The following is a 26317-nucleotide window of genomic DNA, read 5'->3' on the forward strand; positions in this document are numbered from 1 at the left end:
GCGTCGCGCTCCCGGTGCGTGACGTCGGCGGTCTCGGCCACCAAGTGGTCGGCGATGTCGGTGACGCCGGCGCCGTTGAGCAGCAGCGCGATCGGCACCGTACGGCCGAAGTCCTGCTCCACGACGCCGCGAGCTCGCATGGCCAGCACCGAATCCATGCCCAGCGAGGTGAGCGACGCCGCGACGTCGAACCGGTCGGCGTCGAAGCCCAGCAGGCCGGATATCTGGTGCCGGAGCCGGTCGACCGCCTGCTCCCGGGAGAGCGGGCCGGTGCGGTGGCGCGCGGGCGGCAGCTCGCGCCGGGAGGCGGCCGGGGCCGCCGCGGTGGCGCGCCGCTGGGTGAGCAGCCCGGCGAACAGCGGTGGGAGCAGGTGCGGTTCGGTGGCCCGCAGGGTGGGCAGGTCCAGGGCCAGGGCGACCAGCGCCGCATCCGTGCCGGGCCCGGCCGTGGCCAGGGCGGTGTCGAACAGCGCCATTCCCTGCTCGGCGGTGAGCGGGCTCATCCCGCCGTGGCCCAGACGCTGGAGGTCGAAGCGGTCCAGGTGTGCGGTCATCCCCGTGCGCTGGTCCCACAGCCCCCAGGCCAGGGAGAGCCCTGGCAGGCCCGCGTCGCGGCGGTGCTGTGCGAGCGCGTCGAGGAAGGTGTTGGCGGCGGCGTAGTTGCCCTGCCCCGGCACGCCGATGACCGCGGAGACGGAGGAGAACGTCACGAAGGCGGACAGGTCCAGACCGGCCGTGAGGTCGTGCAGATGCCAGGCCCCGTCGACTTTGGGCCGCAGAACGGTGTCGACGCGCTCAGGGGAGAGCGATCCGATCATCGCGTCGTCGAGGACACCGGCCGCGTGCACCACGGCGGTCAGTGGATGCGCGGCGTCGATCGCGCTCAGCGCCTCACCGAGCTGTGCCCGGTCGGCGACGTCGCACGCGCGGATGGTGACGCGCGCTCCGGCGGCGGTGAGCTCCTCCCGCAGGGCTTCGGCCCCGGGGCCAGCTCGCCCTGGCGGGAGAGCAGCAGCAGGTGCGCCACGCCCAGCGTCACCAGATGGCGGGCCAGCCGAGCGCCCAGACCACCGGTGCCGCCGGTGATCAGGACGGTTCCCGCACCGAGTCCAGGGGGCGTGGACGCGGCGGCGGCCCGGTGGCGGCTGAGCCGAGGGGCGTGGATCTTCCCGTCGCGGATCGCGAGTTGCGGCAGGTCCGACGCCACGGCCTCCCGCAGCGACGTCCAGGAGCCGTGCGGCGCACCGTCGAGATCGACGAGGCCGATGCGGCCGGGGTTCTCGCTCTGGGCGGCGCGTACGAGCCCCCATACCGGGGCCTGGGCCAGGTCCATTTCGCCGGCGCCGACGCGCACGGCGCCGCGGGTCAGGACGACCAGACGCGACGCGGTGAGCACGTCCTGGGCCAGCCACTGCTGCAGCGCCCGCAGTGTCCGGCACGCGACCCTCCGCACGCCGGACAGCAGATCGCCCGCACCCGCGCCGGTCACGGGCAGCAGAACGACCTCCGGCACGGCCGCACCGGCCCGGACGGCGCTGACCAGTGCGCCGACCGACGCGTAGACCGGCACCCCCGCAGGCGCGCCCGGCGCTTCGTCGGCGCTGACGAGGGCCCACGAGGCGGGTCCGGGGAGGGCCGCGGGGGAGGGGGAGCGAACAGCCCAGTCCAGTCGGAGCAGGGCCGTACGCTCGTCGCCCGCGCTCCGGGCGGCCGCGAGCTGCCCGGGAGCGATCGGGCGCAGCAGGAGGGAATCGACCTGGACGACCGGAGCACCGGTCCGGTCGGCTGCCCGCACGGTGATCGCCCCATGGCCCGCGGGCGCGATCCGCACCCGCAGAGCGCTCGCGCCGCGCGCATGCACGGTGACACCGCTCCACGAGAACGGCAGCCGCGTGTGCCCCGTGTCGTCGGCGCCGAGGTCCCCGCCCAGGACGGCGGGGTGCAGCGCCGCGTCGAGCAGTGCGGGGTGGATGCCGAACCGCCGCGCGTCCTCCCACAGCAGCCCGGGCAGGGCGATCTCGGCGAAGACCTCATCACCACGCCGCCACGCCGCCGATACGCCCCGGAAGGCGGCCCCGTACGTCAACCCCAGGCCCGCCAGCGTGCTGTAGAGGTCGTCCACCGGGACCGCCGTGGCGCCCAGGGGCGGCCACACCGCGCCCACACCGTCCTCGGCGGGCGGATCCGCCGTGGCACCGGCGAGGACGCCGGTGGCGTGCCGCGTCCACACGGGCGCGTCGTCGGGATGCTCGGGGCTGGAGTGGACGCTGACCGGGCGGGTCCCGTCCGGGGCCTCGGCGCCGACAGCCACCTGCACGCGCACCGCGCCGTGTTCGGGCAGGACGAGGGGCGCCTCCAGCATCAGCTCCCGCAGGTGCGGGCAGCCCACCGCGTCCCCGGCGCGCAGCGCCATCTCCACGAACGCGGTGCCGGGCAGCAGGACCACGCCTCGTACGGCGTGCTCGCCCAGCCAGGGGTGCGACGCCGTCGAGAGGCGCCCGGTCAGCACCGCGCCGCGCTCCTCGGCGAGCAGCACCGCCGCACCGAGCAGCGGATGGTCCGCCGAGGTGAGACCCAGAGTGGCCACAGGGGCGGCGGCGCTCCGGGCGGGCAGCCAGAACCGCTCCCGTTCGAAGGCGTACGTCGGCAGCTCGACCCGCCTACCACCGGTCAGCAGCGCCTCCCACGCCACCGGCACACCGGCGGCGAACACGTCGGCCGCCGCGGCGGCGACCTGGGCCAGGCCGCCCTCGTCACGGCGCAGTGCCGCCACCACCGTGGCGCGGGCGTCCGCCGCGTCGGCGCTCTCCTGCACCCCGACGGCGAGTACCGGATGCGCACTGACCTCGACGAACACCGTGATGCCGCGCTTGAGCAAGGCGGTGGTGGCCTGCTCGAACTCCACCGTCTGCCGCAGATTGCGGTACCAGTACCCCGCGTCGAGCACGGCGGTGTCCAGCAGCCCGCCGGTCACCGACGAGTAGAACGGCACGGCGGCGGAGCGGGGCCGCACACCTCCTAGCGCCTCGGCGAGCTCCGCTTCGAGCCGCTCGACCTGAGCCGAGTGCGAGGCGTAGTCCACACTGATCCGCCGCGCCCGTACGCCCTCCGCCTCGCACGCCGCCAGCAGTCCGTCCAACGCGCCGGGGTCGCCCGACACCACAGTGGAGGAAGGCCCGTTGACCGCGGCCAGCGACAGGCGTCCGCCGAAGCCGCGGATGCGCGTCCGCACCTCGTCCGCGGGCAGGGACAGCGACACCATGCCGCCCTGTCCGGACAGCGCCGCGATCGCCGCGCTGCGCAGCGCCACCACACGGGCCGCGTCGTCCAGCGTCAGCGCGCCCGCGACGCAGGCGGCGGCGATCTCCCCCTGGCTGTGCCCCACCACTGCGGCGGGTTCGACCCCCAGGGAGCGCCACAGCGCGGCCAGCGACACCATCACCGCGAACGACACCGGCTGCACCACGTCCACGCGGTCCAAGCCGGGCGCGCCCGCCGCGCCCCGCACCACATCGCTCAGCGACCAGTCGACGTAGCCGCTCAGCGCCTCCTCGCACTCCGCCATCCGGGCGGCGAACACCGGGGAGGATTCCAGCAGGTCCCGGCCCATGCCCACCCACTGCGCGCCCTGCCCGGGGAACACGAACGCCACGGGCGAACGGCCCCGGGCCGCGCCGGTCACCACGGCGCTCGCGCCGGCCTTCCCCTCGGCGAGGGCCGTCAGGGCGGCGACCAGCGCGTCGCGGTCACCGCCGAGCAGCACGGCGCGGTGCTCCAGCGCCGCCCGGCCGACGGCCAGGGTGAACCCCACGTCCACCGGGTCCAGGCCGGTGTCCTCGGTGACCCGCTTCAGCAGCCGCGCCGCCTGGCTTCGCACGGCCGAGCGCGTCCTGCCCGACAGCACCCACGGCGTCACCGACCCTGTGGCGCGCACGCCGTCGTCGCCCGCTCGCAGTCCTTGTGCTTCCGGTGCCTCTTCGAGGATGACGTGCGCGTTGGTGCCGCTGATACCGAACGAGGACACCGCCGCCCGGCGGGGCGGCTCGTCCGCGGCCAGGGCACGGCCTCCGTCAGCAGCGACACCTCGCCCTGGGCCCAGTCCACGTGCGGGGACGGCTCGTCCACGTGCAGCGTCCGCGGCAGCACGCCATGCCGCATCGCCATGACCATCTTGATGATTCCCGCCACACCGGCGGCGGCCTGTGTGTGACCGATGTTGGACTTCAACGACCCCAGCCACAGCGGCTGTCCTTCCGGGCGGCCCTGCCCGTACGTCGCCAACAGGGCCTGGGCCTCGATCGGGTCGCCGAGCGTGGTGCCGGTGCCGTGCGCCTCCACCACGTCCACTTCCGAGGCCGACAGCCGCGCACCGGCCAGCGCCTCCCGGATCACCCGCTGTTGCGCCAGGCCGTTCGGGGCGGTCAGGCCGTTGGACGTCCCGTCCTGGTTGACCGCGCCGCCCTTGACCACCGCCAGGACCCGGTGCCCGAGGCGCCGCGCGTCGGACAACCGCTCCAGGACGAGGACCCCGACCCCCTCGCCCCAGGCCGTGCCGTCCGCGGCGGCGGCGAACGGCTTGCACCGGCCGTCGCCGGACAGCGCGCCCTGGCGGGAGAACTCCACGAACGAGCCCGGCGTGGCCATCACCGCCACGCCGCCCGCCAGCGCGAGCGAGCACTCGCCCGACCGCAGCGACCGCGCCGCGAGACGCACGGCCACCAACGAGGACGAACAGGCCGTGTCCACCGAGATCGCCGGACCTTCCAGGCCCAGCGTGTACGCCACTCGCCCCGAGACCAGGCTGCCCGCGTTCCCACCGGGCCCGTAGTCGTGGTACATGACGCCGGCGAAGACCCCGGTGCGGGAGCCCTTCAGGGTCCGCGGACCGATTCCCGCGTGTTCGAGGGCCTCCCACGAGGTCTCCAGCAGCAGTCGCTGCTGCGGGTCCATCGTCAGTGCCTCCCGGGGCGGGATCCCGAAGAACTCCGCGTCGAAGTCCGCCGCGCCGTGCAGGAACCCGCCCCGCCGGGTGTACGTGGCACCCGGGCGCACGCCCTCCGGGTCGTACAGCGCCTCGACGTCCCAGCCGCGGTCGGCCGGGAAGTCCGACGTGGCGTCCTCTCCCTCCCTCACCAGCCGCCACAGGTCGTCCGGGGTGGCGATCCCACCCGGATAGCGGCAGGCCATGCCGACGACGGCGATGGGATCGTCGTCCGCCGTCGCCTCGTACGGCAGCGCGACGGGGGTGCATGAGGCGGCCGGGCCCGTCAGCTCACGCAGCAGGCCGGCGACGGCACGCGGGGTCGGGTAGTCGTAGACGAGCGTCGTCGGCAGGGGGATGCCGGTGACCTCCGTGAGCCGGTTGCGCAGGTGGACCGCTCCGGCGGACGGCAGGCCCAGCGCGATGAAGACGGAGTCCCCGCTGAGTTCCACCGGCCCCTGCCCCTCACGTTCAAGGAGGCTCCGGGTCTCGGCCAGGACAAGGTCGGTGAACAGCTCCTCCCGCCCGGACGGGTCGAGTTCGGCCGGCCGCCGGTGCGGCTCCGGCTCCAGCGGCGCGGCAGCGGGCGCTTGCGCGGGCGCCAGCAGTCGGCTCGGGCGCTCCCACAGCAGGCTCCGGAGGAGCTTGCCCGAGCCGTTGCGTGGCACGGCCTCCACCTGGCGGATCTCGGCGGGAACCTTGAAGGCGGCGAGCCGACGGCGGCAGAGAGCGAGGAGTTCTTCGGCGTCGACACGGCCGGCCGCGGCGGCGACGAACGCCACCGGCACCTGCCCGAGCTCCTCGTGGTCCCTGGCCGCCACAGCGACGTCCGCCACACCGGGAGCGGACGCGATGACCTCCTCGACCTCCGTGGGCGAGATGTTCTCTCCGCCGCGGATGATGAGCTCCTTGATACGGCTGGTGAGAGCGAGGCGTCCCGAGCGGTCCGCACGGGCGAGGTCACCGGTGCGGTACCAGCCGTCGACGAGCACGGCCGCGCTCGCCTCGGGCAGGTTGTGGTAGCCGGGCATGACACTGGGGCCGCTGATCCACATCTCGCCCTCGCCGCCCGGGGGGACGTCCGCTCCGGTGTCCGGATCCACCAGCCGGACGCCGAGCCCGCGCAGCGGCAGGCCGCACGACTCCTCCGCGCCCTTTTCCACAGGCCAGTTGAGCGTACCGACGCCGCAGATCTCCGTGGCTCCGTAGCCGTCCACAAGGGGCACGCCGAAGGTCTCCTGCCAGGAGCTCCGCAGCTGTGCGCTGCTCGGAGCGCCGGCCACGACGCACACACGCGGCCCCGCGGGGGCGGCGTCACGCCCCCGGGCGGCGGTCACGAGCTGGTGGAACATGGTGGGAACGCCGGTGAGGAAGGTGTACGCGTCCGTGTCCAGCAGGTCCGCCACCTCGTCCGCGTCGAACCCGGTCACGATGCGCGCGGTCGCTCCCGCCGTCAGCACTCCGACGCACAGGCTGTAAGCGAAGGCGTGGTGCAGCGGGATGGGAACCAGCATGTGGTCCGCTGCCGACAGGCCCAGGATGTCGAGGTAGGACGCGGACGCCGACCACAGATAGCCGCGCTGGGTGGCCCGCACGCCCTTGGGCCGGCCGGTGGTCCCCGAGCTGTAGAAGATCCATGCCACGTCGTCGAGCCCCAGGTCGTCCCGGGGCGCGGGCGCCGGCTCCTGAGTGTCCGCCAGTGCCTCGAAGGAGAGGGACCCCTCCAGCGCCGGGCCGTCTCCCGCGATCACGAGGGCGGGCGCCTGGCCGTCCGGTGCCGCCTGCCGCAGCAGAGCGGCGTGCGCGCGGTCGGTGATGACGACTCGGCATGCGCTGTCGCGCAGCACATGGGACAGCTCGCCTTCCGTCGCGGCGGGGTTGAGCGGGACCGCGATCGCGCCGGCCCGGGCGAGAGCGATATAACTCTCCATCGTCTCGACGCGATTGCCGAGCAGGATCGCCGCTCGGTCGCCCGGCCGCAGCCATTCCGCTCCCAGTCTCCCGGCGAGACCCCGGGTGCGCTTTTCCAGCTGCCGGTAGTCAACACTCCGGCAGTCGTCGTGAAAAGCGATTTTTTCGCCCCGAATTCTGGAGTGCGATAAAACCAGTTCGGAGATCGTCATGAGTGGATCGGATCGCACGGCGCATTACCTCTTTCACCCTTGTGATCCAGGAGGCTAGGCCAGAGTCCGTGATGGTTTCAATAGGCATACAACTTAGGAGACACACCGGTCGGCGTGCGGCCATGAGGTCATGCAGCCTCCCGGACCCGGCGGCCCCGACGTCGCCGCCGGGACCGCCACGGTCGAGGCCGCCGCCCCTGCGCCGGGCGCGGGCCGAGCGCGTCAGCCTGCCTTGTTTCGCGGTGTGCCGGCCGATGGGCCGGGCGGCGTGAGTTCATCCGCACGGTGCGCGGGGAGTCCCGGCCCGGATCCTCGCCGGTACTCGCGCGGGGCAGGTCCGTCAAGATGGCGTGTGAGGAGAAAGCCGCATCGCGGGGTACCTGCGCAGGCCGCGGTGTGGAAGCCGGCGAGGGCCGGCCCGGAGCCGGGCCTCGCCGGGATGCGGAAAAGAGGCCCCCGCCGTCGGCCGGAATCCGAGGGCGAGGCTAACCGCAAGAGGACGGCCTTGGACCGTCAGCCCTCAGTATCTGTGAGGACTGGCGGTCACCGTCCGGTGGACCACCTCCACAGTTCCCGGATCACTGCTGCCCTGGTGGTCTTCATCGCGCTGCCCACGAGCACCGCCTATGCCGCCAGCGGCACGTTCATCTACCACTCCTCGGCGGGGGACTTCTCGATCACCGACCCGCCCCTCCGCGTGTGCGAGCCCCTCCACGACGGTGCGGCCAACGCCTTGAACCAGACCAACGCCACCGCCACGCTCTACTTCGACGGCAACTGCCAGAATCCCTGGGGCAGCCTGCAGTCCGGCCAGTTCACCAACTTCTTCGGCGACCTCCCTCACAGCGTGAGGTTCGGCTCGTAACCGCTCCCCGCGACGGCGGGACCCGCCAGTGTCCGCGTGCGGTACGAGCCTCCGTTGATGTGCGGCTACCGGCGCCGGACGGACCGAGGCCCTCGGTCATGAGACCGGATTGGTGGCCGCGACCTGGGCAGCTGAACTGGCTGCGGACGCTGCCCGGGAGCGCAACGCCGAGTACCTGCTCGCGGCGCGGCTGGAGCAGCTGCGGGATCACGTCACGTACCGGCGCCTGCTGCCGGGAAGGGTTCCGGGGCCAACAATGCGCCTCAAGCCGTTGTGAAGCGCCCTTCAGCCCTGGTCTACGTTGGACAAGGCTTCGGTGATCATGCGGGTGGCGAAGTCAGGATCGTCAGTGATGCGGTTGACGTGTTCCGCGAGCAGGAGGGTGGTGGCTTCCAGGGCATTCATCTCTGCGTCGGTCCAGTCCCCGTATTGCTTCCGCTACAGACTGGGACTCAGCTCGGTGCCCGCGGCGACGACCAGGCCGACCATGGTGGGAATGGCTTCGGGGCGGATACTCATGGTCATCCTCCGCAGCGTGGCCACGAGCGTGGGGACGACGTACTCGATGACGTCCTTGCCCTGGCTCTCGTGAGCTTTCCGCAGCCACTCCATGAATAGGAAGACGAGGGTGCACGCGCCGTCCAGCACGTCAGCGGCGCCCTCGGGACCCAAGGACGCGATGTACTGGCCAGTCAGCTTCCGCTGTTCAGGGTCAACCTCGGTCTTGCCACCATGGACGCTCTTGAACCGAGAGTCGACCACCATGAGCGCAGCGCTGACATCGCCGGCGGGAGCGTACTGGGGGTCGCAGGGCGAAGGCACCGGATTCCTCCTCGGGCGGGACGGCGTGCTCGTACCCTAGACCGCCGATGAGAGGGGAGTCCGACGAATCCGGTCCCCAGCCGGCCGAGAGCGTAAACGGCGGGGTGTGATCGAGGCATGCCCCACCAGGTGCTGCGAGCCGAGGCATTCGATGCGATGGCGACGGGGGAGTGGGACCTCGCGTTCTGCCGGTGACAGGAGACCGGGCTGCTCCTGTGCAGGGGTCGGTAGTGTCGCGACCGTGTGTGCCGGGGCCGCCGGACGGCTGGCTGGGCACGGGGCACGGCGGGAGGGGTGTGTGGTGGATGCGGCGGGGGTGGGCCGGTCGGAGGCTGTTGTCCTGGTGCAGCGGATCATGGACGCGGACTACGCCGCGGGGAGTGAGGCGGACGGCTGGCTGGACACGCTCGAGGGCACTCTGGGCTGTCCGTCCGGCTACCTCAGCGACTTGATCTTCTGGCCTGCGGACGGGGAGCTCTCGGCCGACGAGGTGGTCGAGAAGGCTCTCGCCTACCGGCCGGTCGCTCTCTGAGAGCACGGCTCCGTTGAGCTGAGCGTAGGACGCTGCGGCCTCTGGGCCCTGGGGGACATCGGACGTGGAGGTCCCCGACGCGGCTCTCTGGTGGGGTCCCTGGCTGAGGGCCCTCGTGGTTTTCCTGGCTGATCATGGTGGAAGCTGAGGTGTGGGAGCTGTGCGCGCACGGAGGAGGGGTGGTTACGCGATGCGGGTGGATAACCAGGGGAGCCAGGTCATGGTCACGATGTCCCGGGAGGAGTTCTCTCTCGTTCAGTCGCTGATGAGTGAAGCTGTGGAAACGGGAGACGACTGTGATTTCCAGACGCGTGTGGGTGCGGGCAAGGATGAGGTGAGGACGCTCCTGAACACCTTGCCGGATCTTCCGTTCTCTCCATCCGGCCTGGGTGGGTAAGCGCGCGCCGCTCGTCGGCTGACGTCCTGGAACAGGGCTCCGTCCGCCCCGGGAACATCCTCGGAACGGGCCCTGCCGCTGATCCACCAGGCAGCCCAGTGGGAGGCCCAGCTCCGCGATCAAGGGGTAACGCCCAAGAACTTGCAGGCGCTGCACCGCCGCATGCCGGGCGTCGGCCACGGGTTCCGTGCCGGGGCAGGTGAGTGTTTTGTTCCGGTCCCGCGACTGCCTCCGGCGGTTCAGGTGTTCCTTTGAGTTAAAGGCAGTTCTGCGGTCTGATGTCTGGGAATCGCAGGAGAATCCGGCATCGGGGCTTTGAATATTGCTCCGCCGTCACCTGGGCCTGCCTGACTGCCCACACTCAGACAGCCTTGGAACGCACCGGCCGGGCCTGCGTCGATCAAGAGGTGCTCCGCTGGGCCTTCAGCCGTCTTGGTTCGGGCACATAACCCTTTCACCACCCCCGCGCCGTCCTCGGCGTGCACCGCTTGCCCCGGCGGTCAGGCCCCGCTGTCTCTAGGGCTGTGGTCCTCGGCGTAGCGGGCATCTGATGGCGGGTCTGCCGCTGCCTGTCACGCAGCGGCGGGGAGCCGGTAGGGGCCGGTATCAGGGTCCTTGTACCAGGTGAACTGCTGGTCGGGCTGGACGGTCATGCCGAAGTCGTACAACGATGGCGCGCCCTGCTGCGCCCAGTGGGCGAGGACGTGCTCCGCTTCGTCGGCCAGGCGGCGCGGGCCCCCTGACGGGCGAGAGCCACGCCTTCTCCGGCCGGGGTGAGGGTGGCCCAGGAGGAGCGGCCGTCGTGGAGGAATCCGGTAACGGTCCGGTCGTCGCCGGTCCGGGTGAAGACCTCGACATCGGGGAGGCAGACGCGCAGGACGAACAACGCGTTGCCGTCGTCCAGCCGACCGGGCAGGGCGAGGGCACGTTGGTTGTCCGCGGGCCGCTCACCGCGGATCTGCCGCCAGCTGCGGCGGGCATCGGCGGTGGTGGTGCGGCTGGGCATGAACGCGGCCAGGCCCTGCATCCACCCACTCGCCGATCTGCCGTCATCGGCGACGGTCAGCGCGACGTGCCCGAGCCGGCCCCAGGGGGTCACGATCCGTCCGCCCGGGCGCGTCTGCTCGATCCATGCCCACGGCACGGACTCGACCGCGTAGGTGGACACCACCCGGTCGTACGGAGCCCCGTCGGGCCAGCCGAGCTCGCCGTCGCCGGTCCGCACCGCTACCTCTGTCCCCAGGGCCTCCAGCCGGTCCTGCGCGGCGGCGGCGAGGACGGGGTCCACCTCCACGGTGGTGACCAGGCCGGGGCCGGTCCGCCAGGCCAGCAGGGCGGCGTTGAGGCCCTGGCCGGCGCCGAGCTCGAGGACACGGTGGCCGGGCTCCAGGATGAGGGAGTCGAGCATGTCCGCGATGATCGCCGGACAGGACAGGCTCGAACTCGGCGCGCCGCCGGTCACCCCTCCCCCGCAAGGGCGGCCCCGTCCTCCGCTTCATCGCCGATTCCCGCTGACCGTCAACCGTCACCTGGAACCGTCAAGCATCATGCGAGACACTGTCAAGCAAGTCCCGAGCCCGAACCGTCAAGCATCTCCCCGGACCTCACATACGAGGAGATCCACACGGCCACTGACAGCCGTGTACTGCTCAGTCAGGGAAGTGGCAGTGTCAGACATGAGGCTGTCCTCGCTCCGGTTGCCCAGTGTGAGCCGCGATGCTACCCCTCGCTACGACCCGCGCGACGGGCAAGGACCCCTCCTGATCGCCATACGCGACCTCCACACCCTGGGATCGTTCATCAGGCGCGCCGGCACCGGCGACACCGAGGCCACCCGGCAGCTCGAACACCGCCGCAGCACCCTCCGCTCCGGCCACACCACCGCACGCTGGGACACCTTCTGAGGCCATCACGGATACATCAGCCATGCGGGGAGGACCTTTTGAAAGCGAATGTGTACGAACCGTCTTCGGAAGGCCGGATGAAGATGCCCTTCTTGGCTCCCTTGCCGTCGATCTTGAGCGCGATGGATTCCTTGGATCCGAAGACCTCGCCGAGGATGACGTCGATCCTTTGATTCCCGAGTTCGGTCTTCTTCTCCAGGCGCCATGTGCCCTTGCCCGTGAACCATGTGAGGGGCTTCATGTTGTCGTTCGAGGGGGAGTCCGCGAAGGAAGTGGGAACCTTCACCGCGGTGAGGGAGCCGTCCTCGCGGAACGTCAGCTCTGCTCCCTGGCCGCCACGCCAGGAGCCGAGGAGCTCCTTCGGCTCCGCATAGCCATCAGACAGGTCGCAGCCCACCGCGCCCAGGGCCAGTGCGGCACAGAGCAAAGAGACTGGGACGATCTTCTTCATCAGATTCCTCACGCCTCGGTTCCGCTGATCTTCGCCTCATTGTTCCCCGGAGCCGTTGTCACGGTTACAGCACCCCCTCCTCGGAAAGGCTCCGACGAAGCCGCCGGCGTACCCGTCTGCCCTGATATGCCGGGAGCGTTGCTGCCCCCCTGGGTGTCGATGAGGAGGTCGTCGCGTTCTTCGCCGGGGTCGCGGACCTCGATGCGACGGACCCGGCCTCCCACTGCCTGGAGGAGGGGGTCCGCCTCGCTTCCGGCGCCCGGCTGGAGCAGTTCGCGCGGGCCGGCTCGGGGGACGCGTTCTGTTTCGTCGGCGAGGGCGGCGAGGAACGCCCGGTGGTGTACGTGAGCCTCGACGGCGAGGCCAGCCCGACCCCGATCACCACGGCCGCATCCGCCCGCCGCGGCCAGAGTGCCTCCGCCAGCAGCATGTGCGTGACCTTGCAGCCTGAGCAACGCGTACGGCGTGGCCGCAGAAACAGCCGGGCCCCCAGATCACCCCGGATCTCCCGGGGCCGCCCATGCCCCCACGGTGCCAGGACCGAGGAACACCGCGGGCATTCCAGCTGGCTGGCTCGCAGCTGTCGCTCTACCAGCAGCGCGTCCGAGTCCACGATCAACACCGACAGCCTCCGCGGCAAAGCTGTGCTCAGCTCCGAGCACGGACGAAGTACCGCCAGCCTGCCCAAATGCCAAAGGACCATGTCGCTCAAGGCGCCGTTGACCCTGGACGAGGAATCGTCAGAACCCCTGGGCCTCGGTCACCCGGATTCCGGCTTCGCGACGTAGAGCAGAGCGTGCCGGCGCCCGGGCCACGTAGCGTCTGTCCCACCAACAGGGATCTCGGCTGTGATCTCCGAACGTTGTTCGGGTCCGCCGCCGAGGAACACCTCGAGCTCGAAGATGATGTCGTCGAGGTCTTCTTCCACCTCAGCAGTGCGTGCGGTGATGGCGAAGTGGAGGACGATCGCGTCCGGTCGAGGCTCTACCGCGATACCGCGAAGGTGTGGCCCGATGAGTCCCAGCGCCGCTTGACCTGTTTGGTTGAGCAGGTAGTTCCTCCGCAGAAGGACGCGCTCTTCGTCCGCTGTGAGTTGCGGGTTGTAGTACTGCCGGGCGGGGTGATCCACGTCCGTAGAGTACCGACCCCGTCGACACGGCCCGACGTCGAGGCCTTCTGAACGAACGACGGCCCCATGGAACGTTCGTGTTCACCGTGTCGTCGTGCACGAAGAGACAGCCCAGTCCCGGACCCGGCTACATCCCGTGTGCAATGGGAATGTCGCCGTTACCCCGCTTCATGAACACGCTGAGAGTCGTCGAACAAGCTGGACGCGGTCCGTCTCGGGCCAGAGAACGATGGTGCAGGGCGGTGAGGGCGGGCGGGGGGTGTTCGGCGAGTCGGCGTGCCACCGCCGGGGCCGTCGCGTCACGGCGACGGGGACGTGCGTCCCGGTAGGCCGATGCGGCCCGTGCGGCCAGACGCGCCCAGGACAGCTCGGAGCTGATCAGACGGCGGCCACAGCGTCCCAGGCGCCGCCCCAGCGTCGGGTCCTGGCGCAGGACGGACAGCAGGTGGGGCAGGTCGGATGCGTCCGGGGTCTCGGAGATCAGCGCGAACGACCCCGGGTGGGGAAAGCCGGTCAGCGCCTTGCGGGTGGCGATGACGGGCAGGCCCGCGGTCATGTAGGCGAGGATCTGGGCGCGCACACCCGGTGCTTCGCCGTGCGGGGCGATCCCGGCTGACGCGGTGATCAGCGCGGCGTGCAGGTCGGACACCGGCCCGTGCCACGTGAACCGGGGCAACTCCCGGCCCAGCGGCGCCGGGTAGCGGCCGTAGACCGCCACCGGTACGTCTTCGGGCATCTGTTTGTGCAGGGTTCGTAGGGCGTGCTGGTTGGTCTCGCTCGTGCAGTCGGCGGCGAACACCACCGGCCCCTGGGGATTGCCGCCCGCGGCGGCGGGTTGCGGGATGGCCCCCGCGGGCACGATGCGCACCTGCCCGGCCGCCCCCGCGTCGATGGCCCGGCGGGTGTCGCGCCCGGTCAGGGTGATCACGGCATCCGCCAGACGGATCGCCGCATGCTGCACCACACCGTTGTCAGATCCGCCCAGCCCCCCGGTACGGGACAGGGCGGGCACGCGGCCATGCATCTCGTACACCAGGACGCAGCCGGCCGCGGCCGCCAGCTGACGGCCGGCGCGCACCAGCAGGGCACTGTCGGGGATCACCAGCACGTCCGGCCGGGCCTCGCACACCAGCTGTGTCATGCGGGCCCGGTCGCGGGCGTAGTAGTCGCCGGGGGACAGGTACTGGACGGGGAAGGGCCACCCGGTGGTGAAGGATGCCGGGTTGAGGTCACACAGCAGCATCGACACCTCCACCCGGTGATCGCCCTCGGCCAGGTGCCAGTTCAGCTCCAGCGCCCTGACGGCTGCCGCGTTGAGAGGCAGCGGACCCAGGAATCCGTCGGTGGCGCACACCGCAAGGACGCGCAGCCGCCGGCCAGTCACATCAGGCACAGGTGTGCACCGCCTTCCGCGGCGCCTGGTGGCGCAGGCCCCGGCGGTGGGCCCGGCGCCCGGCGATCCGGGCGACGCCGGCGAGCGCGGAGAGCAGCCACGCCTTCGAGAACCCCCGGCTCCAGGGGGCGACGTCGCGCAGGGGGTACTGGGGCAGGTTCGCTGAGGGCATGCTGTGGGCCGCGCGGGCCAGGGCCACCCCGTGCCACCAGGCCCGCCGGGCGACCGCACGCACGGTCAGGTCCTGGTCGTGAAGGACGCGGCGCACCACCGCGCCGGGTACCAGCAGCGCGAATTCGCCTGCGGCCTGGGTGCTCATCGTGGTCACCAGGTCCTCGCACATCAGGAACCGGCCGCCGGCGCCCAGGTCCGGGTCGAAGGTGAGGGTGGCTGAGCGGGGCATGCCCAGGTTGCAGCCGGCCAGCAGCCACCGCCCGCCGACCTCGGTGAGGGCGCTGGGCCAGGCTGTCGGCATGAACAGGGACAGCACGCCCTTGCCGAGCAGGGGCCCCTCAGCGGTGGGGTAGTCGGGTAAGACCTGCCCACCGACCAGCGGGGCGCCGCTGTTGGCGAGCGCGCGGACCATGGCGCTGACCCACCCGGCGCAGGGCAGCGTGTCCGCCTCGGTGACCAGCACCCACTCACCTGACGCGGCGTTGATTCCACGGTTGCGGGCCCGCGCGAGCCCGGCCCGTGCCTCGTGCAGGACGGTCACCGGCATCGGGTAGCTCAGGTAGTGCTGGTGGCACAGGCGGGGCCGGGGGTGGTTGTCGACCACGATGACGTCCAGCGCCCCGAGGTAGTCCTGCCGGGCCAGACGGGCCAGCAGCCGGGGAAGATGCCCGGCGTGGTCGCGGACCGGGACCACGACGCTCACCGCCCCGCCCGTCACCGCGCACCCCCACGCGTGGGGGCGGAGGCGCTGAGGGTCATCTCGACGGGCAGGTGATCGGACAGCGCCCGGGTCTGTGCGGTGTCGTGCACCCGGGCCCCGCAGACGTAGTCGACCAGATTCCGGTTGGCGAGAATGAAGTCCGAGCGGTGATCGACACGCTCGGCCGGGCTCCAGTAGCCCGCGGTCCGGGGCGGCACCTGGCCGATGATGTCGAACGGGTCGTGGAACCCGGCCTGCGTGAGCATCTGGATCGCCCGCCGGTCGGTCTTCCCGAACTCGCCGCCACGGGTCAGCTCGCAGTGGCGGGAGCGGAGATTCCCCGGGATCCGCCTCCAGTCCGGTTCTTCGTCGTTCGCGCCGATCGTGTTCAGGTCACCGAGCAGAGCCACCCGCTGAGGCTTACGCTCGTAGGTGTCGCCGTACCCGGCCAGCCACTGCGCCTCCGCGACGCGTTCGGCCCCGCCGAGGAAGCACAGGTGCGTGAACAGCACCGTGATCTGCGGCAGGTCCTTGATCCGCAGCCGGGCCCGGCCCAGCCCGTGATAGAACGCCCCACGCGCCGCATCGGGCTCGTAGCCATCGACCTGCACGCTCGCCGGCCGGTAGAGCAGGGCGAGGTGGTTGCCGCGGCCAAGGCGGGAGATCACCGGGGGAAGCGGCACCATGTCGAGGGAGTTGGCCGCCGCCCACAGCCGCGACCAGTTGTCCGCGTCCCAGCCGCGCAGCTCCTGCAGAGCGATCACGTCGGCGTCCAGCGAGTCCAGGAACTCGAGCTGCTTCAGCCGCCGCGACTCGTCCTTGCCACCGCCATCGGTGCTGTCGATGCCGCCGGTGAGGATGTTGTAGGTGACGAAGCGGGCGTCGTCGGTCAGCTGGTGCTGGCCGTCGGCGGTGGCCGGGGGCGTGCGGTGGTCCGCGGCTGTGGCGCTGCTGGTGCTCAGGGGCCCGCTCGGCTCCGCGACGGCGAGCGGGGTGTCCTCCCGCTCGCGGCGGCGGCGGTCCCTGCCCGGGGTCGGGCGGCGGGAGGAGCGACGGCTCGTGCGGGGCTGCTCATGGTGGCGGGAACTTCCCTTCCGGAAGCAAGAGGAGTGCAGGGACCGGGGCCTGACGGTGCCGGGCTGCGGGGATACCGACAGCGCGCTGAGGCGACCGGGCGCGCGCCGGACGCTGAAGGAGGTCGCCGTCCGGTGGTTCGGGCCCCGTCAGCGCGAGCGGGACTTGGGTCTTCCGGACGGGTGGAGCACAGAACCTTGTTGGCCTGCGCTAGCGGAGGGCGGACAGCAGCACGCCCAGCCCGAGCACGGCCGGGAGGCCGCACAGCAGAGCCATCCACCTCCGCGTGAGGGTGCGCTGCCGGCGGTGACGCGGGCGGGCATGCCGCCTCGGCAGCCGCGGGGGAGGCGGAGCCAGGGAGAGCGGCGGCCGCCATACGGGAAGCGCCATAGTGGGTTCGTCGCGCGGGTCCGGGCTCCACCGGTGCAAGGCATCCCACAGTCGCTCCAGCGCGGCCGTGGAGACGGGTTCCGTCTCGCCCAGCGCCCGCTGGAAGCCCTCGCGGGCGGCGGCCTCGACGCGCACGCGGTTCACCACGCGTCCACCCCCGGCCAGGCATCGCTGTCCATGGGGATGAGCGGGGAACCCTCGGCACGGTGGAAGATCCGGTTCCCGGCGAAAGCTCCCCGTCCGTGCAGCCAGCGGGAATTATCCAGCAGGTAGCCCTCACCAGGGCGGAGCTTGATCACCCGCTGGTGGCGGGCCAGGCGGGCCCGCAACGCGGGCACGTACGGTTGCGTGTGCTCGGGCCAGCGAATCAGCCCGTCCTGCCGTAATCGCACGACACGACGCTTACCGGCCAGGACCTGGAAGACCGGAGCGGCAAAAGCATCCGGTCCCCGGCCGAAGAAGGCGGCGGCCCCCGGCAACGACAACGCGTGCGCGGCATCCGGCTGCTCCCGCAGCAGGTCGTCGAAGACGGCCCGGCCATCGGCCAGCAGCGTCTCCCCGCCGCGACTGGCCTTCCTGAAGCAGACCACCAGGACCAGACGGGGCGGCTCCCGCAGGGCGGCGCCGCAGGTGTGCAGGTCCACCGGCCCCCGGGTCAGGACAGCGCCGTCCACACGGTGCGTGTGCTGGCGGGTGTCGCGTATCCCGTGAAGGCCGAACAGCCCGCCCTCGTACGGGCCGGTGTCCATCACCCGGGCCGCGAAGTCGGCGACGGCCTCAGCCGTGGTCAGCCCGGACACCGTCACCAGCCCCACCCGCCACAACCGGTCAGCGATGACACCGGCCGCATCCTCGCCCCAGACGTTGACCAGAAGACTCTCGAACAGCCGGGTGCTACGACGCCGGCCGTTGACCGCCGCGGGCGCCCCGGCACGCACCGTGCTCATCTCGCACCCCGGGCTCTCGACCAAGCTGACGTAGGCCCACACCACGCGGTGCCCGTTGCCGAGCCGGCGCCACCCCCACCGGCCGCGCCCCAGCTCCTCCACCAGAAGCAGCCCGCGGCCATGCTCCGACTCCCCGTCGCCCACCGCGCCGACCGCGAAGGAGGCGAACAGTGAGGCCTCCGTGCTGCCCCCGTCCTCGACCTCCACGAAGACGCCCCCACCGTCGCTGGCGAGGTACAGGCCGATCTCGCCGCCGGGGCCCGGCGAGGCGTGCCGAAGGGCGTTGGTCAGCAGCTCGCTGACGATCAGCTCCACCCGGAACTGCACCTCGTCACTCATGTCCCAGCGGGACATCAGAGCGTTCACCGCGTGCCGGGCGCCCCGTACTGCCTCGCGGCGAGGGGCGATGCCCATGGCCTCCATGCGCGGGGCGCGCAGCCGGGGGCGTTTGCGGAGCGCCGGAACGGTCTGGGACGTATGGGGCGCACAGGCGTGCGGCGCGGTCGCGACGCTCATGCTGCACCACCGCTCGTGTTCCCGGGGATCAGCCCGGCCAGGCCCATGTAGTCCTGGGCCAGAAGCGCCCTGATCAGGCACGAGAGAGGGGAGACGGTGCCGCGCAACGCGCCCCCGACGCTGACCGACAGTCGCACTGATCTCTTCCTGTTCATGACTTGAGGGCGATGACGGCGTGGGCAGCGGAGGATGCCCCGCTGCCCGGTGCGGCCTTGCTGTCGCAGCCCCAGGACGCCACGGGCTTCACGCCGCCCTTGGCCAGGCGCCAGCCCACGCAGAACGCCTCCACTTCATCTCGGGTGCGCAGCCACATGGGTATCCCCGCAGCCGTGGCCGCCTCGGCGGCGGCCACGTGCCGGGGGTGGAGATCGCCGGTGGGGTGTGTGATCGACAGGGCGCTGCCGCTGGCCAGCATGTCCTTGAGCTGTGTGACCAGGTTGTAGGGGTCCGGCAGCAGGTGCAGCACGTGATGCAGCAGGACCGCGACCGGTCGGTTGAAGTCCAGAACCTCACGGGCCTGGACGCTGGCCAGGGTGCCAGGCTGGGCCAGATCTGCGAGCACGAACCCGGTGTGACCCGGCGGTGTGGTGTTCATGACGGCGCGCGCGTGCCCGAGTGCCACGGGGTCTGTGTCCGTGTACACGACACGGGACGTGCCGTACCGGCCGATGACCTTGTGTACGTACGGCCGCTGCGGATAGCCGCACCCGACGACCAGCACCTGCCGGATACCGCGCTCGACGGCCAGGTAGGTCAGGGCCAGCTCGCGGTGCCGGTGGGTGATGCGCGCCGCCACCCGAGCCTGCGGGTCCTCGGCCAGCAGGACGGCAGCCATCTGCCGGTCGACGGGCAGGTGGTTGTAGCCGCGCAGTAAGAAGTCATAGACGCGGGCCGGGTCCGGCCTCACGGAGAAGTCGCTGTCGAGGACCAGGCTTGGCGAGGGCGGCAGCTCCCACCGTCCCGCCTGCACGGCAGGGATGTCTTCAAGCACGGGAGCGACAGGGGGCGTGGCGGTCAGGTGGTCGGTCACGGTGGTGTTCTCCGGATCAGGCCGGGGCAGGGGGAAGAGCCGCGCCGGCGGTTCGGGCCCTGCGCCCCGGAGGGAGGGACCTGGGTCTGCCGGACGGAGAAGCGGACGGCGAAGCAGGTCCGCCGCTCAGGTGGCGGCGGAGCTAGAAGACCTGTAGCCACGTGGAACCGGGCCCCGCACCTGTCCCGGGAGCGGGAGCCGCTGTACATCCGCGGACACCTCAGGGCTCACGACTCGGTCCCCAGGGCCGGTACGGAACCGATTTCACGCTGCTGGCTCGGGGTGCCCCTGCGGACCAGCAGCATGCGGGCTCCGGTCGCCGCGATGCGTTTGCTCCTCACCGCCGCTATGGCCTTGGGGCCCAGGTGGGAGGCGGAGGGCAGCACGATTCCGTAGGTGCCAGGTACTCCCAGCGCGTCTATCAGCCCGGTGAAGGCTGCCGAGTTGGCCTCCGCGACGCGTTCGGTGAACAGCCCGGACAGGGTCAGCTCGTGCTGGCGGCAGTACTCGGCCAGCGACTCCTCCAGTGCCTTCTCGCGGACCGTGGGGACGTTGACCAGCCGAAGGAAGCCGTAGACGGCCGGGCCGCTGACACTGCGGTGCTCGGTGAGGGGTTCCATGGAGGTGACCGTCCAAGGCTCAGGGGAAACGAGGCCGGCAGGCCGTCACCAAAGAGGGGTTGTGACCTGCGTGTTGAAGCGTCCTCCCTGGCGGACGGCGACGAAATGACACGGTGTTGCACTTGCGTTGCACTTCCGTTCCCCCGCATGCGTGTGCCGTGCTTGCATGGGCTCTCGGAAGGGAGCGACGCGTGGCGACCGTGCACCACTGGACCGGCCTGGAGGCCAGGGCCCTGCGGCTTGCCCTGCGGATGAGCGTCCGCGCGTTCGCCCAGCACCTCGGTGTTGCCGTGAGGACCGTGTCGAACTGGGACAAGCACCTGACGGAGACGGAGCCGCGTCCGGACACTCAGGCGATCTTGGACACCGCTCTCGCCCGTGCGGACGCGGCGGTGCATCTGCGGTTCGAGACGTTCCTCTCCGAGGCCGGCGGGCCGCCCCAGACCACCCGTCGCGTCACCTCCGCGGGCCCCCGGGCCTGGGAGTACGAGTCGTGGACCGACGACCTGGACCGGGTCGTCGTCTCCTTAAGCCGGCAGAACTTCGCGTTCGCCGACAACCTGCTGGGCCGGTGGCTGAACCGCTTCCGGCCGCCGGAGCTGGACGACAAGGGCCTGTATCTCCTCGCCCGCTCCACGGCCCTCATGGGCGACCTCAAACGCGACCAAGGGGCAGTGGTGGGGCCGCTGTCGGCCCAGCACGCCTACACCGGAGCCCGCTCGATCTTCACCCAGCTCGACATCCCCCGACGCGTCGCCCAGCTCGACCTCTCCCTAGCCGTCGTCGCCGAGATGTCCGGCAGCCTGGAGACCGCCGCACGCCACTACGAACACCTGGCCGTCGACGACCGGCTCGCCCGCCGCGACCGCGCACGGGCCCGCCTGTGGGTCGGAACCGCGCTGAGCAAGGAAGGCGAGCACGACTACGCGGCCCGCGTCATGCTCGCCGCCACCCGCGACTTCGAAGACCTCGGCGAGCCGGACGACTGGTCCGTCGCCCACCAGAAACTCGCCCTCGCCCACCGAGGCACGGGCGACCTGAACAAGGCCCTGCACTTCATCGGCATCGCCCGCAGGACCGGCATCACCGACTCGCCGATGCAGCGGGTACGGCTGGACACCGCGCACGGGCACATCCTGCTGTCCGACCCCGCCACCCGGGATGATGGCCTGACGGCCCTCGATCAGGCCGCCAAGCTGGCCGCTCAGTACGGCATGAGCCACCAGCTGGCCAGCATCGAGAGCATCCGGCAGACCGCGGAGGCGACCAGCCCCGGCGGCGGTGAACAGGGAGAGAGACGCCAGTGACGACGGACATCCAGCGAGGCATCACCGACAACCAGCGCAAGCGGGCCAAGCTGATCTGGGACTACCACCAGATGGGCCACGAACTCCGGCCGGCGGACGCCGCGATCGGCCTGGGCAGCCACGACCTGGGCGTCCCCGTCTTCTGCGCCGAGCTGTACCGGGCCGGCCTCTTCCCCACCCTGGTCTTCTCCGGCGGGCCCAACCCCACCCACCCCGGCCGCTTCCCCCGGGGCGAGGCCGTCCACTTCCGCGAGCACGCGCTCGCCCTCGGCGTCCCTGACAAAGCGGTTCTGCTGGAGCCCAAAGCCCGCAACACCGGCCAGAACATCACCTTCTCCCGCGACGTGCTGGCCGCCACCGGCCTCGCCGTGAAGACCGTGCTCCTGGTCGCCATGCCCTACATGGAACGACGCGCGTTCGCCACCGCCCGCAAGGTCTGGCCCGACGTGGAAGTGATCTGCGCCTCGGCGCCACTGGAGTTCGACGACTACCTGAAGACGATCGGCGACGAAAAGCTCGTCGTCGACCAGCTCGTCGGCGATCTGCAACGGGTGATCGAGTACCCGAAGCTCGGCTTCGCCATCGAGCAGGACGTCCCGGAGGACGTACATGCCGCATACCGATCTCTCCTCGAGGACGGCTTCGACAGCCGCCTGCTCAACCCCTGAACCGCCGCCGGGAGGGTTGTGCGCCATCCACCAGCCCAACCTCTTCCCTCGGCTCTCGACCCTGGCCAAACTGTTCGCGGCGGACTGCTGGATCGTCCTGGACGACGCCCAGTTCACCCGCTGCGACTACCAGCACCGCACCCGCCTCGCTGCCCTGGACGACCCCGCTCACCGCTGGTGGCTGTCCATCCCCTCCCAGCTCCCTAACGGCCGCAACACCACGGTCCGCGAGGTCGTGATGGCCGAGCCCGCCCGGTCCCGGCAACGGATCGCGCGAATCCTCCAGCAGTACTACGGGTGTAGTCCCCACTGGCCCGCGCTCCGGCAGGCCCTGGCCCCCGTCCTCGACGTCTTCGCCACCAGCGACCGGACGGCGGCTGTCGCCGAAGCATCCACCCGCGCCTTGCTGGACCTCCTCGGCTGGCAGGGCCGCATCCTCCACAGCAGCAGCCTCCCGGCCAGACCAGGGCGCTCACAGCGACTCGCCGACCTCGCCGCCGCCGTCGGAGCCCGCACGTATCTGTGCGGATCCGGAGGTATGAGCTACCTCGACGCGGCCCCCTTCACTGCCAACGGCATCGCAGTCGCCCCGTTCACCGTCCCCGCGACCGGCGTGTGGGAGACCGCCCGCGAAATCAGCAGCATCTGGCCCCTGATGCGCACCGGCCCCCAGCGCCTGGTGAGCAGCCTGCACACCATCCACAGCCGCGGAAGGACACGGGCAATCCCTGGATCCACACCGTGACCTGGCTGATTGGGAGCAGTGACCCCAGCACGGGGTGCACGACGACGCCGTCTGACCTGGCCGGACACCAAGGAGACGTCCGGCCAGCGGGCTCGCCGTCGCCCCCCGGACACTGTCAGCAAACACCGTCTGCAAACGTCCCGTCCCGCATTAGCGTCCTCCTATCGCTCCTCCGACCTGCACGAGGAGGCGCAGCCGCGTGGCCAAGCTCGTCGACGGCAAGGCGACGAGCAACAGCTGGCCCGTGAATGCCCCGTGATCAACCGGTCAACGAATGAGAGGGCACGAGGATGGCGACAGCGTTACCCGTCGAGCAGACCACCACCGGATTTCTGTGGCTGGACCTGACGCGGAAGTGTCAGCTCGAATGCGTGCAGTGCTACAACTCGTCAGGACCTGATGGCGACCACGGCACGATGACCCGGGACGACTGGTTCAAGGTCTTGGACCAGGCCGCCGAGCTGGGCGTCTGGCACATCACCCTCATCGGCGGAGAGCCGACCATGCACCCGCACGCGATCGAGATCGCGAGCCGCGCTCTGACGCTCGGCATCAAGGTCGAGGTCTACAGCAACCTGGTTCACGTGTCCGCCACGTGGTGGGATCTGCTCCAGCGCGAGGGTATGTCCCTCGCCACGTCGTACTACTCCGACAACGCGTCGGAGCATAACGAGGTCACCCGTCGTCCGAGTCACGCCAGGACTCGCGCCAACATCATCAAGGCACTCGAACTCGGTATCCCGGTCCGAGCCGGCATCGTCGGAGACAACGAGCAGCGCATGGAGGCGGCGAAGGCCGACCTTCAGTCGATCGGCGTCAGTCGGATCGGAACTGATCACATCCGGGAGTTCGGGCGGGCGTGCGGTAGCCAGAATCCGGATGCGTCGAATCTGTGTGGGGGGTGTGGTGACGGCAGGGCCTCGATCGACCCGACCGGCGTGGTATCCCCGTGCGTCTTCTCCACCTGGATGGGTGTCGGTAACGTCCGCGAGGACTCGCTGACCTCTATCCTGAGCGGCCCCGCTCTGTCGGAGGCCGTTGACTCCCTCCGAGCCGACTGGGGGAAGAAGGACAAGGACAACGACCAGGGCCAGAACCAGCCGTGTAACCCCGACTGCGTCCCGAAGAACCCATGCGACCCGCGGTGCGAACCGAACGACGCGTGCAGGCCGGGTACACCGCGCAGCGAATGCGGGCCCAAGAACTGACGTAACCGAGGAGACCCGACGTGGATGACCTGCCCGACGGCCACTTCAGGCACCTGATCCTGCCGTACACCGGCAACGTCACCCACGTCCAGGTTCCGGACCGGGGGTTCAGTTCCGACTTCTCCGCAGTCATTGACAGCGAGAAGGGGCGGTTCTTCGTCAAGGCCATGTTCAACAATCCCGGAGGACGGAAAGACTCCATCCTCCGGGAACGGGCAATCAACCCCTACGTACAGCCTCTCTCGCCCCGACTGCTGTGGAGTGTTGACGGAGACGACGCCGGGTGGATCATCCTGGGTTTCGAGGCCATCGAGGAGCGCGGCCTTGACTTCGAGCCCGGCTCACCGGATCTCCCCCTCGCCGTTGACCTCCTCAACCGGGCTGCGAGCCTGGAGCTGCCCGACATCGCACGGGACTGGCGGGAAGACCGGTGGGACGCCTACGTGAACAGCGAAGACGAGTTGATGCTCCTCCGCGGTGATGCCCTACTGCACACCGACATCAACCCCTCCAACCTGACGGTAGGAGAAGCGGGTGCGTGGATTATCGACTGGTCTTGGCCCACGCGCGGACCCGGTTTCATCGACCCGGCCTGTCTCGTCGTGCAGCTGATCGCCGCCGGCCACACCCCCGAATCCGCCGAGTCATGGGCCGCCGGATGCACTGCATGGGCGAATGCAGATCCGCAGGCAATCGATGCGTTCGCCGCGGCCGATCTACGTATGCACCGCCAGCTCGCCGAGCGGACCCCCAATGAGTCGTGGCTTGCCGACATGGCGACAGCGGCTCAGGCGTGGGCGGAGCACCGAGGCATCCCTGCGACGGGGCTGTAAGCCAACTGAGAGGTCACTGCATGAGCACTCCCGAACGACTCGCTCAGATCCTCACCAACAAGGGCGCGGTTCTCCCGGAGTGGAAGGACGCCGTGGCCAGGGTCGATCGCAAGCTCTTCGTGCCCGACCTCATCGAGGTCGACGACCGGCCGCTCTCGCGTAGCGAACGGCCGGAGCGATGGCTGACCGTGGTCTACGGCGACCTGCCTCTCGTCACCCAGATCAACGACGGCAAGGACCTGGGCGACGACGCGTACCGGCTGCCGACATCCTCGTCCTCCATGCCCTCGCTCATGCTGGAGATGCTTCAGCTGCTGGACGTACGTGAGGGCCACCGCACCATGGACGCCGGAGCCGGCACGGGCTACAACCTCGCCTGGCTCTCGCACCGCCTCGGCTCCGACAACGTCTTCGGCATCGACATCGACCCCGTGATCGTCGAGCAGGCGATCAAGAACCTGCACGCGGCCGGGTACAGCCCGCACGTCGTGTGCGGCGACGCCGAGAAGGGACACCCCGACGGGGCACCGTACGACCGGTGGCTCGCGACGTTCACCGTCCCCGAGATCCCCTACGCCTGGGTCGAGCAGACCCCCGCCGGCCGCATCGTCGCCCCCTGGGGCGGCAGCTACCACTCGTACAGTTTCGCCGTCCTCGACACCCGGGACGGCGTCGCCGAGGGCCGGTTCTCCGGCTACCCGGCCTTCATGCGCACCCGCACCAACCGCCCCCCCGCGCGGCTACCTGCGCGACTTCCTCCACCACCGCGACGACGCCACCCGCAGCACGACCTCCCTCTCGCCCCGGGACCTGGAAGCCGAGTACGAGGCGAAGTTCTTCATCGGCCTCTCACTGACGGACGCATGGTCTCTCCTGGCTGAGGCCAACGACGGGAGCGACGAAGCCACCTTGTGGCTGCTCGCCGACGACCGGACGTCCTGGGCCTCGGTGGACTACGTGCCCAGGCATGGCACCTTCGCCGTCGAGCAGTACGGGCCCCGCTCTCTCTGGGACGAGCTGGAGGCCGCCTACCGAAGGTGGGAGCGGCTCGGCCGCCCCGAGCGCGATCGTGCGGGCCTGACCGTCACCCGCGAAGGCCAGCGCGTGTGGCTGGACACCCCAGGCAACGTCATCACCTAACAGCGAGATGATGGCTACCGCGGCATCATGGGACCGCCGATGGGTCTGAGGAGCCAACCCCGAACGTCATGACACCGGCCCCGCGCTTCTTCCCGGCCCTGGGAGGTGCCACGGCCGCTGGAGGGCTGGAGGGCAGCCCCGGTGAGCTGGTTCCTTATGACCGGGCCCGACCATAAGGAACAAGCTGAGGTGTGGGACGGGGTCCTGGCATGCTTGGGATGCCCTACGGGTTGGGGTACCAGCCGAGGCCTTGGCGATGAGTGGTACTCCGATGGACAGGGTCCACACGGGTCCGAGGGAGCCGGTGTCCAGGGTGCTGCCGATCTGGTCGAACTGGTCGGCCAGGTTGCCCTCCTCGAAGCCGTCGT

Annotated in this window: 22 protein-coding genes and 2 pseudogenes; 11 read left to right on the plus strand and 13 right to left on the minus strand. The window is 70.7% G+C overall.

Features of this window, described 5'->3' with window-relative positions:
* Positions 1-20: 20 nt before the first annotated feature.
* Positions 21-7104: pseudogene (locus SMD11_RS37425) on the minus strand (type I polyketide synthase); the annotation flags it as partial.
* A gap of 553 nt (positions 7105-7657) precedes the next feature.
* Between SMD11_RS37425 and SMD11_RS34340 the strand changes: the two are divergent.
* Both SMD11_RS34340 and SMD11_RS35710 read left to right on the plus strand, forming a co-directional pair.
* Positions 7658-7969, plus strand: coding sequence for a hypothetical protein (locus tag SMD11_RS34340; RefSeq protein ID WP_159395467.1), 312 nt, complete (start codon positions 7658-7660; stop codon positions 7967-7969).
* A 112-nt stretch (positions 7970-8081) separates the two neighbouring features.
* Positions 8082-8246: a hypothetical protein gene (locus SMD11_RS35710; RefSeq protein ID WP_159395468.1), complete on the plus strand. Its 165-nt coding sequence runs from the start codon at positions 8082-8084 to the stop codon at positions 8244-8246.
* Between the two features lie 8 nt (positions 8247-8254).
* Here the strand turns inward: SMD11_RS35710 and SMD11_RS34345 are convergent.
* Positions 8255-8791, minus strand: a pseudogene (locus tag SMD11_RS34345) (hypothetical protein).
* Positions 8792-9146: 355 nt separating this feature from the next.
* On the opposite strand from SMD11_RS34345, the gene SMD11_RS34350 reads away from it, so the two are divergent.
* The gene (locus tag SMD11_RS34350; protein WP_418952548.1) at positions 9147-9323 is read left to right on the plus strand and encodes an e9imm peptide; all 177 of its coding nucleotides are present in this window, start codon (positions 9147-9149) and stop codon (positions 9321-9323) included.
* 1046 nt (positions 9324-10369) lie between these two features.
* Here SMD11_RS34350 and SMD11_RS34360 read toward each other — a convergent pair.
* A complete protein-coding gene (locus SMD11_RS34360) occupies positions 10370-11182 on the minus strand; it encodes a methyltransferase domain-containing protein (RefSeq protein WP_087930152.1) in 813 nt (270 codons plus the stop codon).
* Between the two features lie 244 nt (positions 11183-11426).
* Between SMD11_RS34360 and SMD11_RS34365 the strand changes: the two genes are divergently transcribed.
* Positions 11427-11624, plus strand: a complete 198-nt coding sequence (locus SMD11_RS34365; protein WP_234366319.1) for a phosphotransferase — start codon at positions 11427-11429, stop codon at positions 11622-11624.
* A 16-nt stretch (positions 11625-11640) separates the two neighbouring features.
* On the opposite strand, the gene SMD11_RS34370 is transcribed toward SMD11_RS34365, so the two are convergent.
* The 10 genes from SMD11_RS34370 to SMD11_RS34415 form a co-directional block, all read right to left on the minus strand.
* The gene (locus tag SMD11_RS34370; protein WP_087930153.1) at positions 11641-12075 is read right to left on the minus strand and encodes a hypothetical protein; all 435 of its coding nucleotides are present in this window, start codon (positions 12073-12075) and stop codon (positions 11641-11643) included.
* A gap of 64 nt (positions 12076-12139) precedes the next feature.
* A complete protein-coding gene (locus SMD11_RS37430) occupies positions 12140-12778 on the minus strand; it encodes a DUF6431 domain-containing protein (protein ID WP_418952549.1) in 639 nt (212 codons plus the stop codon).
* Between the two features lie 57 nt (positions 12779-12835).
* On the minus strand, positions 12836-13204 hold the full coding sequence (locus tag SMD11_RS35720; protein ID WP_159395470.1) for a hypothetical protein: 369 nt from the start codon (positions 13202-13204) through the stop codon (positions 12836-12838).
* A gap of 127 nt (positions 13205-13331) precedes the next feature.
* Positions 13332-14597, minus strand: coding sequence for a glycosyltransferase (locus tag SMD11_RS34385; RefSeq protein ID WP_159395471.1), 1266 nt, complete (start codon positions 14595-14597; stop codon positions 13332-13334).
* Entirely contained in the window at positions 14590-15474 is an 885-nt protein-coding gene (locus SMD11_RS34390) for a glycosyltransferase family 2 protein (RefSeq protein ID WP_159395472.1), read from the minus strand. Before SMD11_RS34390 ends, SMD11_RS34385 begins: the two co-directional genes overlap by 8 nt.
* A gap of 11 nt (positions 15475-15485) precedes the next feature.
* Positions 15486-16628 carry an endonuclease/exonuclease/phosphatase family protein gene (locus SMD11_RS34395; RefSeq protein ID WP_324614808.1) on the minus strand — a complete coding sequence of 381 codons (1143 nt, stop codon included), beginning with the start codon at positions 16626-16628 and terminating at the stop codon, positions 15486-15488.
* Positions 16629-16755: 127 nt separating this feature from the next.
* Complete coding sequence (locus SMD11_RS34400; protein WP_087930158.1) at positions 16756-17082, minus strand: hypothetical protein; 327 nt, start codon at positions 17080-17082, stop codon at positions 16756-16758.
* Entirely contained in the window at positions 17076-18398 is a 1323-nt protein-coding gene (locus tag SMD11_RS34405; RefSeq protein WP_087930159.1) for a TauD/TfdA family dioxygenase, read from the minus strand. The genes SMD11_RS34400 and SMD11_RS34405 overlap by 7 nt, the downstream gene beginning before the upstream one ends.
* Before the next feature lie 151 nt (positions 18399-18549).
* Positions 18550-19428 (minus strand): SAM-dependent methyltransferase, encoded by an 879-nt coding sequence (locus SMD11_RS34410; protein ID WP_159395473.1) that lies wholly within the window; start codon positions 19426-19428, stop codon positions 18550-18552.
* A 227-nt stretch (positions 19429-19655) separates the two neighbouring features.
* Entirely contained in the window at positions 19656-20048 is a 393-nt protein-coding gene (locus SMD11_RS34415; protein WP_087930161.1) for a hypothetical protein, read from the minus strand.
* Positions 20049-20239: 191 nt separating this feature from the next.
* Here SMD11_RS34415 and SMD11_RS34420 point away from each other — a divergent pair, with 191 nt between their 5' ends.
* From SMD11_RS34420 to SMD11_RS36760, 7 genes are all read left to right on the plus strand, one after another.
* Positions 20240-21355: a helix-turn-helix domain-containing protein gene (locus SMD11_RS34420; protein ID WP_087930162.1), complete on the plus strand. Its 1116-nt coding sequence runs from the start codon at positions 20240-20242 to the stop codon at positions 21353-21355.
* Positions 21352-22023, plus strand: a complete 672-nt coding sequence (locus tag SMD11_RS34425) for a YdcF family protein (protein ID WP_234366320.1) — start codon at positions 21352-21354, stop codon at positions 22021-22023. The genes SMD11_RS34420 and SMD11_RS34425 overlap by 4 nt, the downstream gene beginning before the upstream one ends.
* Positions 22024-22039: 16 nt before the next feature.
* Entirely contained in the window at positions 22040-22768 is a 729-nt protein-coding gene (locus tag SMD11_RS34430; RefSeq protein WP_234366321.1) for a WbqC family protein, read from the plus strand.
* A gap of 290 nt (positions 22769-23058) precedes the next feature.
* On the plus strand, positions 23059-23976 hold the full coding sequence (locus SMD11_RS34435) for a radical SAM/SPASM domain-containing protein (RefSeq protein WP_087930164.1): 918 nt from the start codon (positions 23059-23061) through the stop codon (positions 23974-23976).
* A gap of 20 nt (positions 23977-23996) precedes the next feature.
* Positions 23997-24809, plus strand: coding sequence for a protein kinase (locus tag SMD11_RS34440; RefSeq protein WP_087930165.1), 813 nt, complete (start codon positions 23997-23999; stop codon positions 24807-24809).
* A 20-nt stretch (positions 24810-24829) separates the two neighbouring features.
* Positions 24830-25690 (plus strand): methyltransferase domain-containing protein, encoded by an 861-nt coding sequence (locus SMD11_RS34445; protein ID WP_234366322.1) that lies wholly within the window; start codon positions 24830-24832, stop codon positions 25688-25690.
* Positions 25691-25718: 28 nt separating this feature from the next.
* Entirely contained in the window at positions 25719-25949 is a 231-nt protein-coding gene (locus tag SMD11_RS36760; protein WP_234366323.1) for a hypothetical protein, read from the plus strand.
* Positions 25950-26317 lie beyond the last annotated feature (368 nt).

It is taken from the genome of Streptomyces albireticuli, assembly GCF_002192455.1.
GTDB lineage: Bacteria > Actinomycetota > Actinomycetes > Streptomycetales > Streptomycetaceae > Streptomyces > Streptomyces albireticuli_B.

What these genes read in the sequence shown, in the direction of transcription:
- SMD11_RS34370 (WP_087930153.1), bottom strand. Translation starts at nt 12,075, where the DNA reads ATGAAGAAGATCGTCCCAGTCTCTTTGCTCTGTGCCGCACTGGCCCTG.
- SMD11_RS34435 (WP_087930164.1), top strand. Translation starts at nt 23,059, where the DNA reads ATGGCGACAGCGTTACCCGTCGAGCAGACCACCACCGGATTTCTGTGG.
- SMD11_RS34405 (WP_087930159.1), bottom strand. Translation starts at nt 18,398, where the DNA reads ATGAGCGTCGCGACCGCGCCGCACGCCTGTGCGCCCCATACGTCCCAG.
- SMD11_RS34415 (WP_087930161.1), bottom strand. Translation starts at nt 20,048, where the DNA reads ATGGAACCCCTCACCGAGCACCGCAGTGTCAGCGGCCCGGCCGTCTAC.
- SMD11_RS34350 (WP_418952548.1), top strand. Translation starts at nt 9,147, where the DNA reads ATGGACGCGGACTACGCCGCGGGGAGTGAGGCGGACGGCTGGCTGGAC.
- SMD11_RS34445 (WP_234366322.1), top strand. Translation starts at nt 24,830, where the DNA reads ATGAGCACTCCCGAACGACTCGCTCAGATCCTCACCAACAAGGGCGCG.
- SMD11_RS37430 (WP_418952549.1), bottom strand. Translation starts at nt 12,778, where the DNA reads ATGGTCCTTTGGCATTTGGGCAGGCTGGCGGTACTTCGTCCGTGCTCG.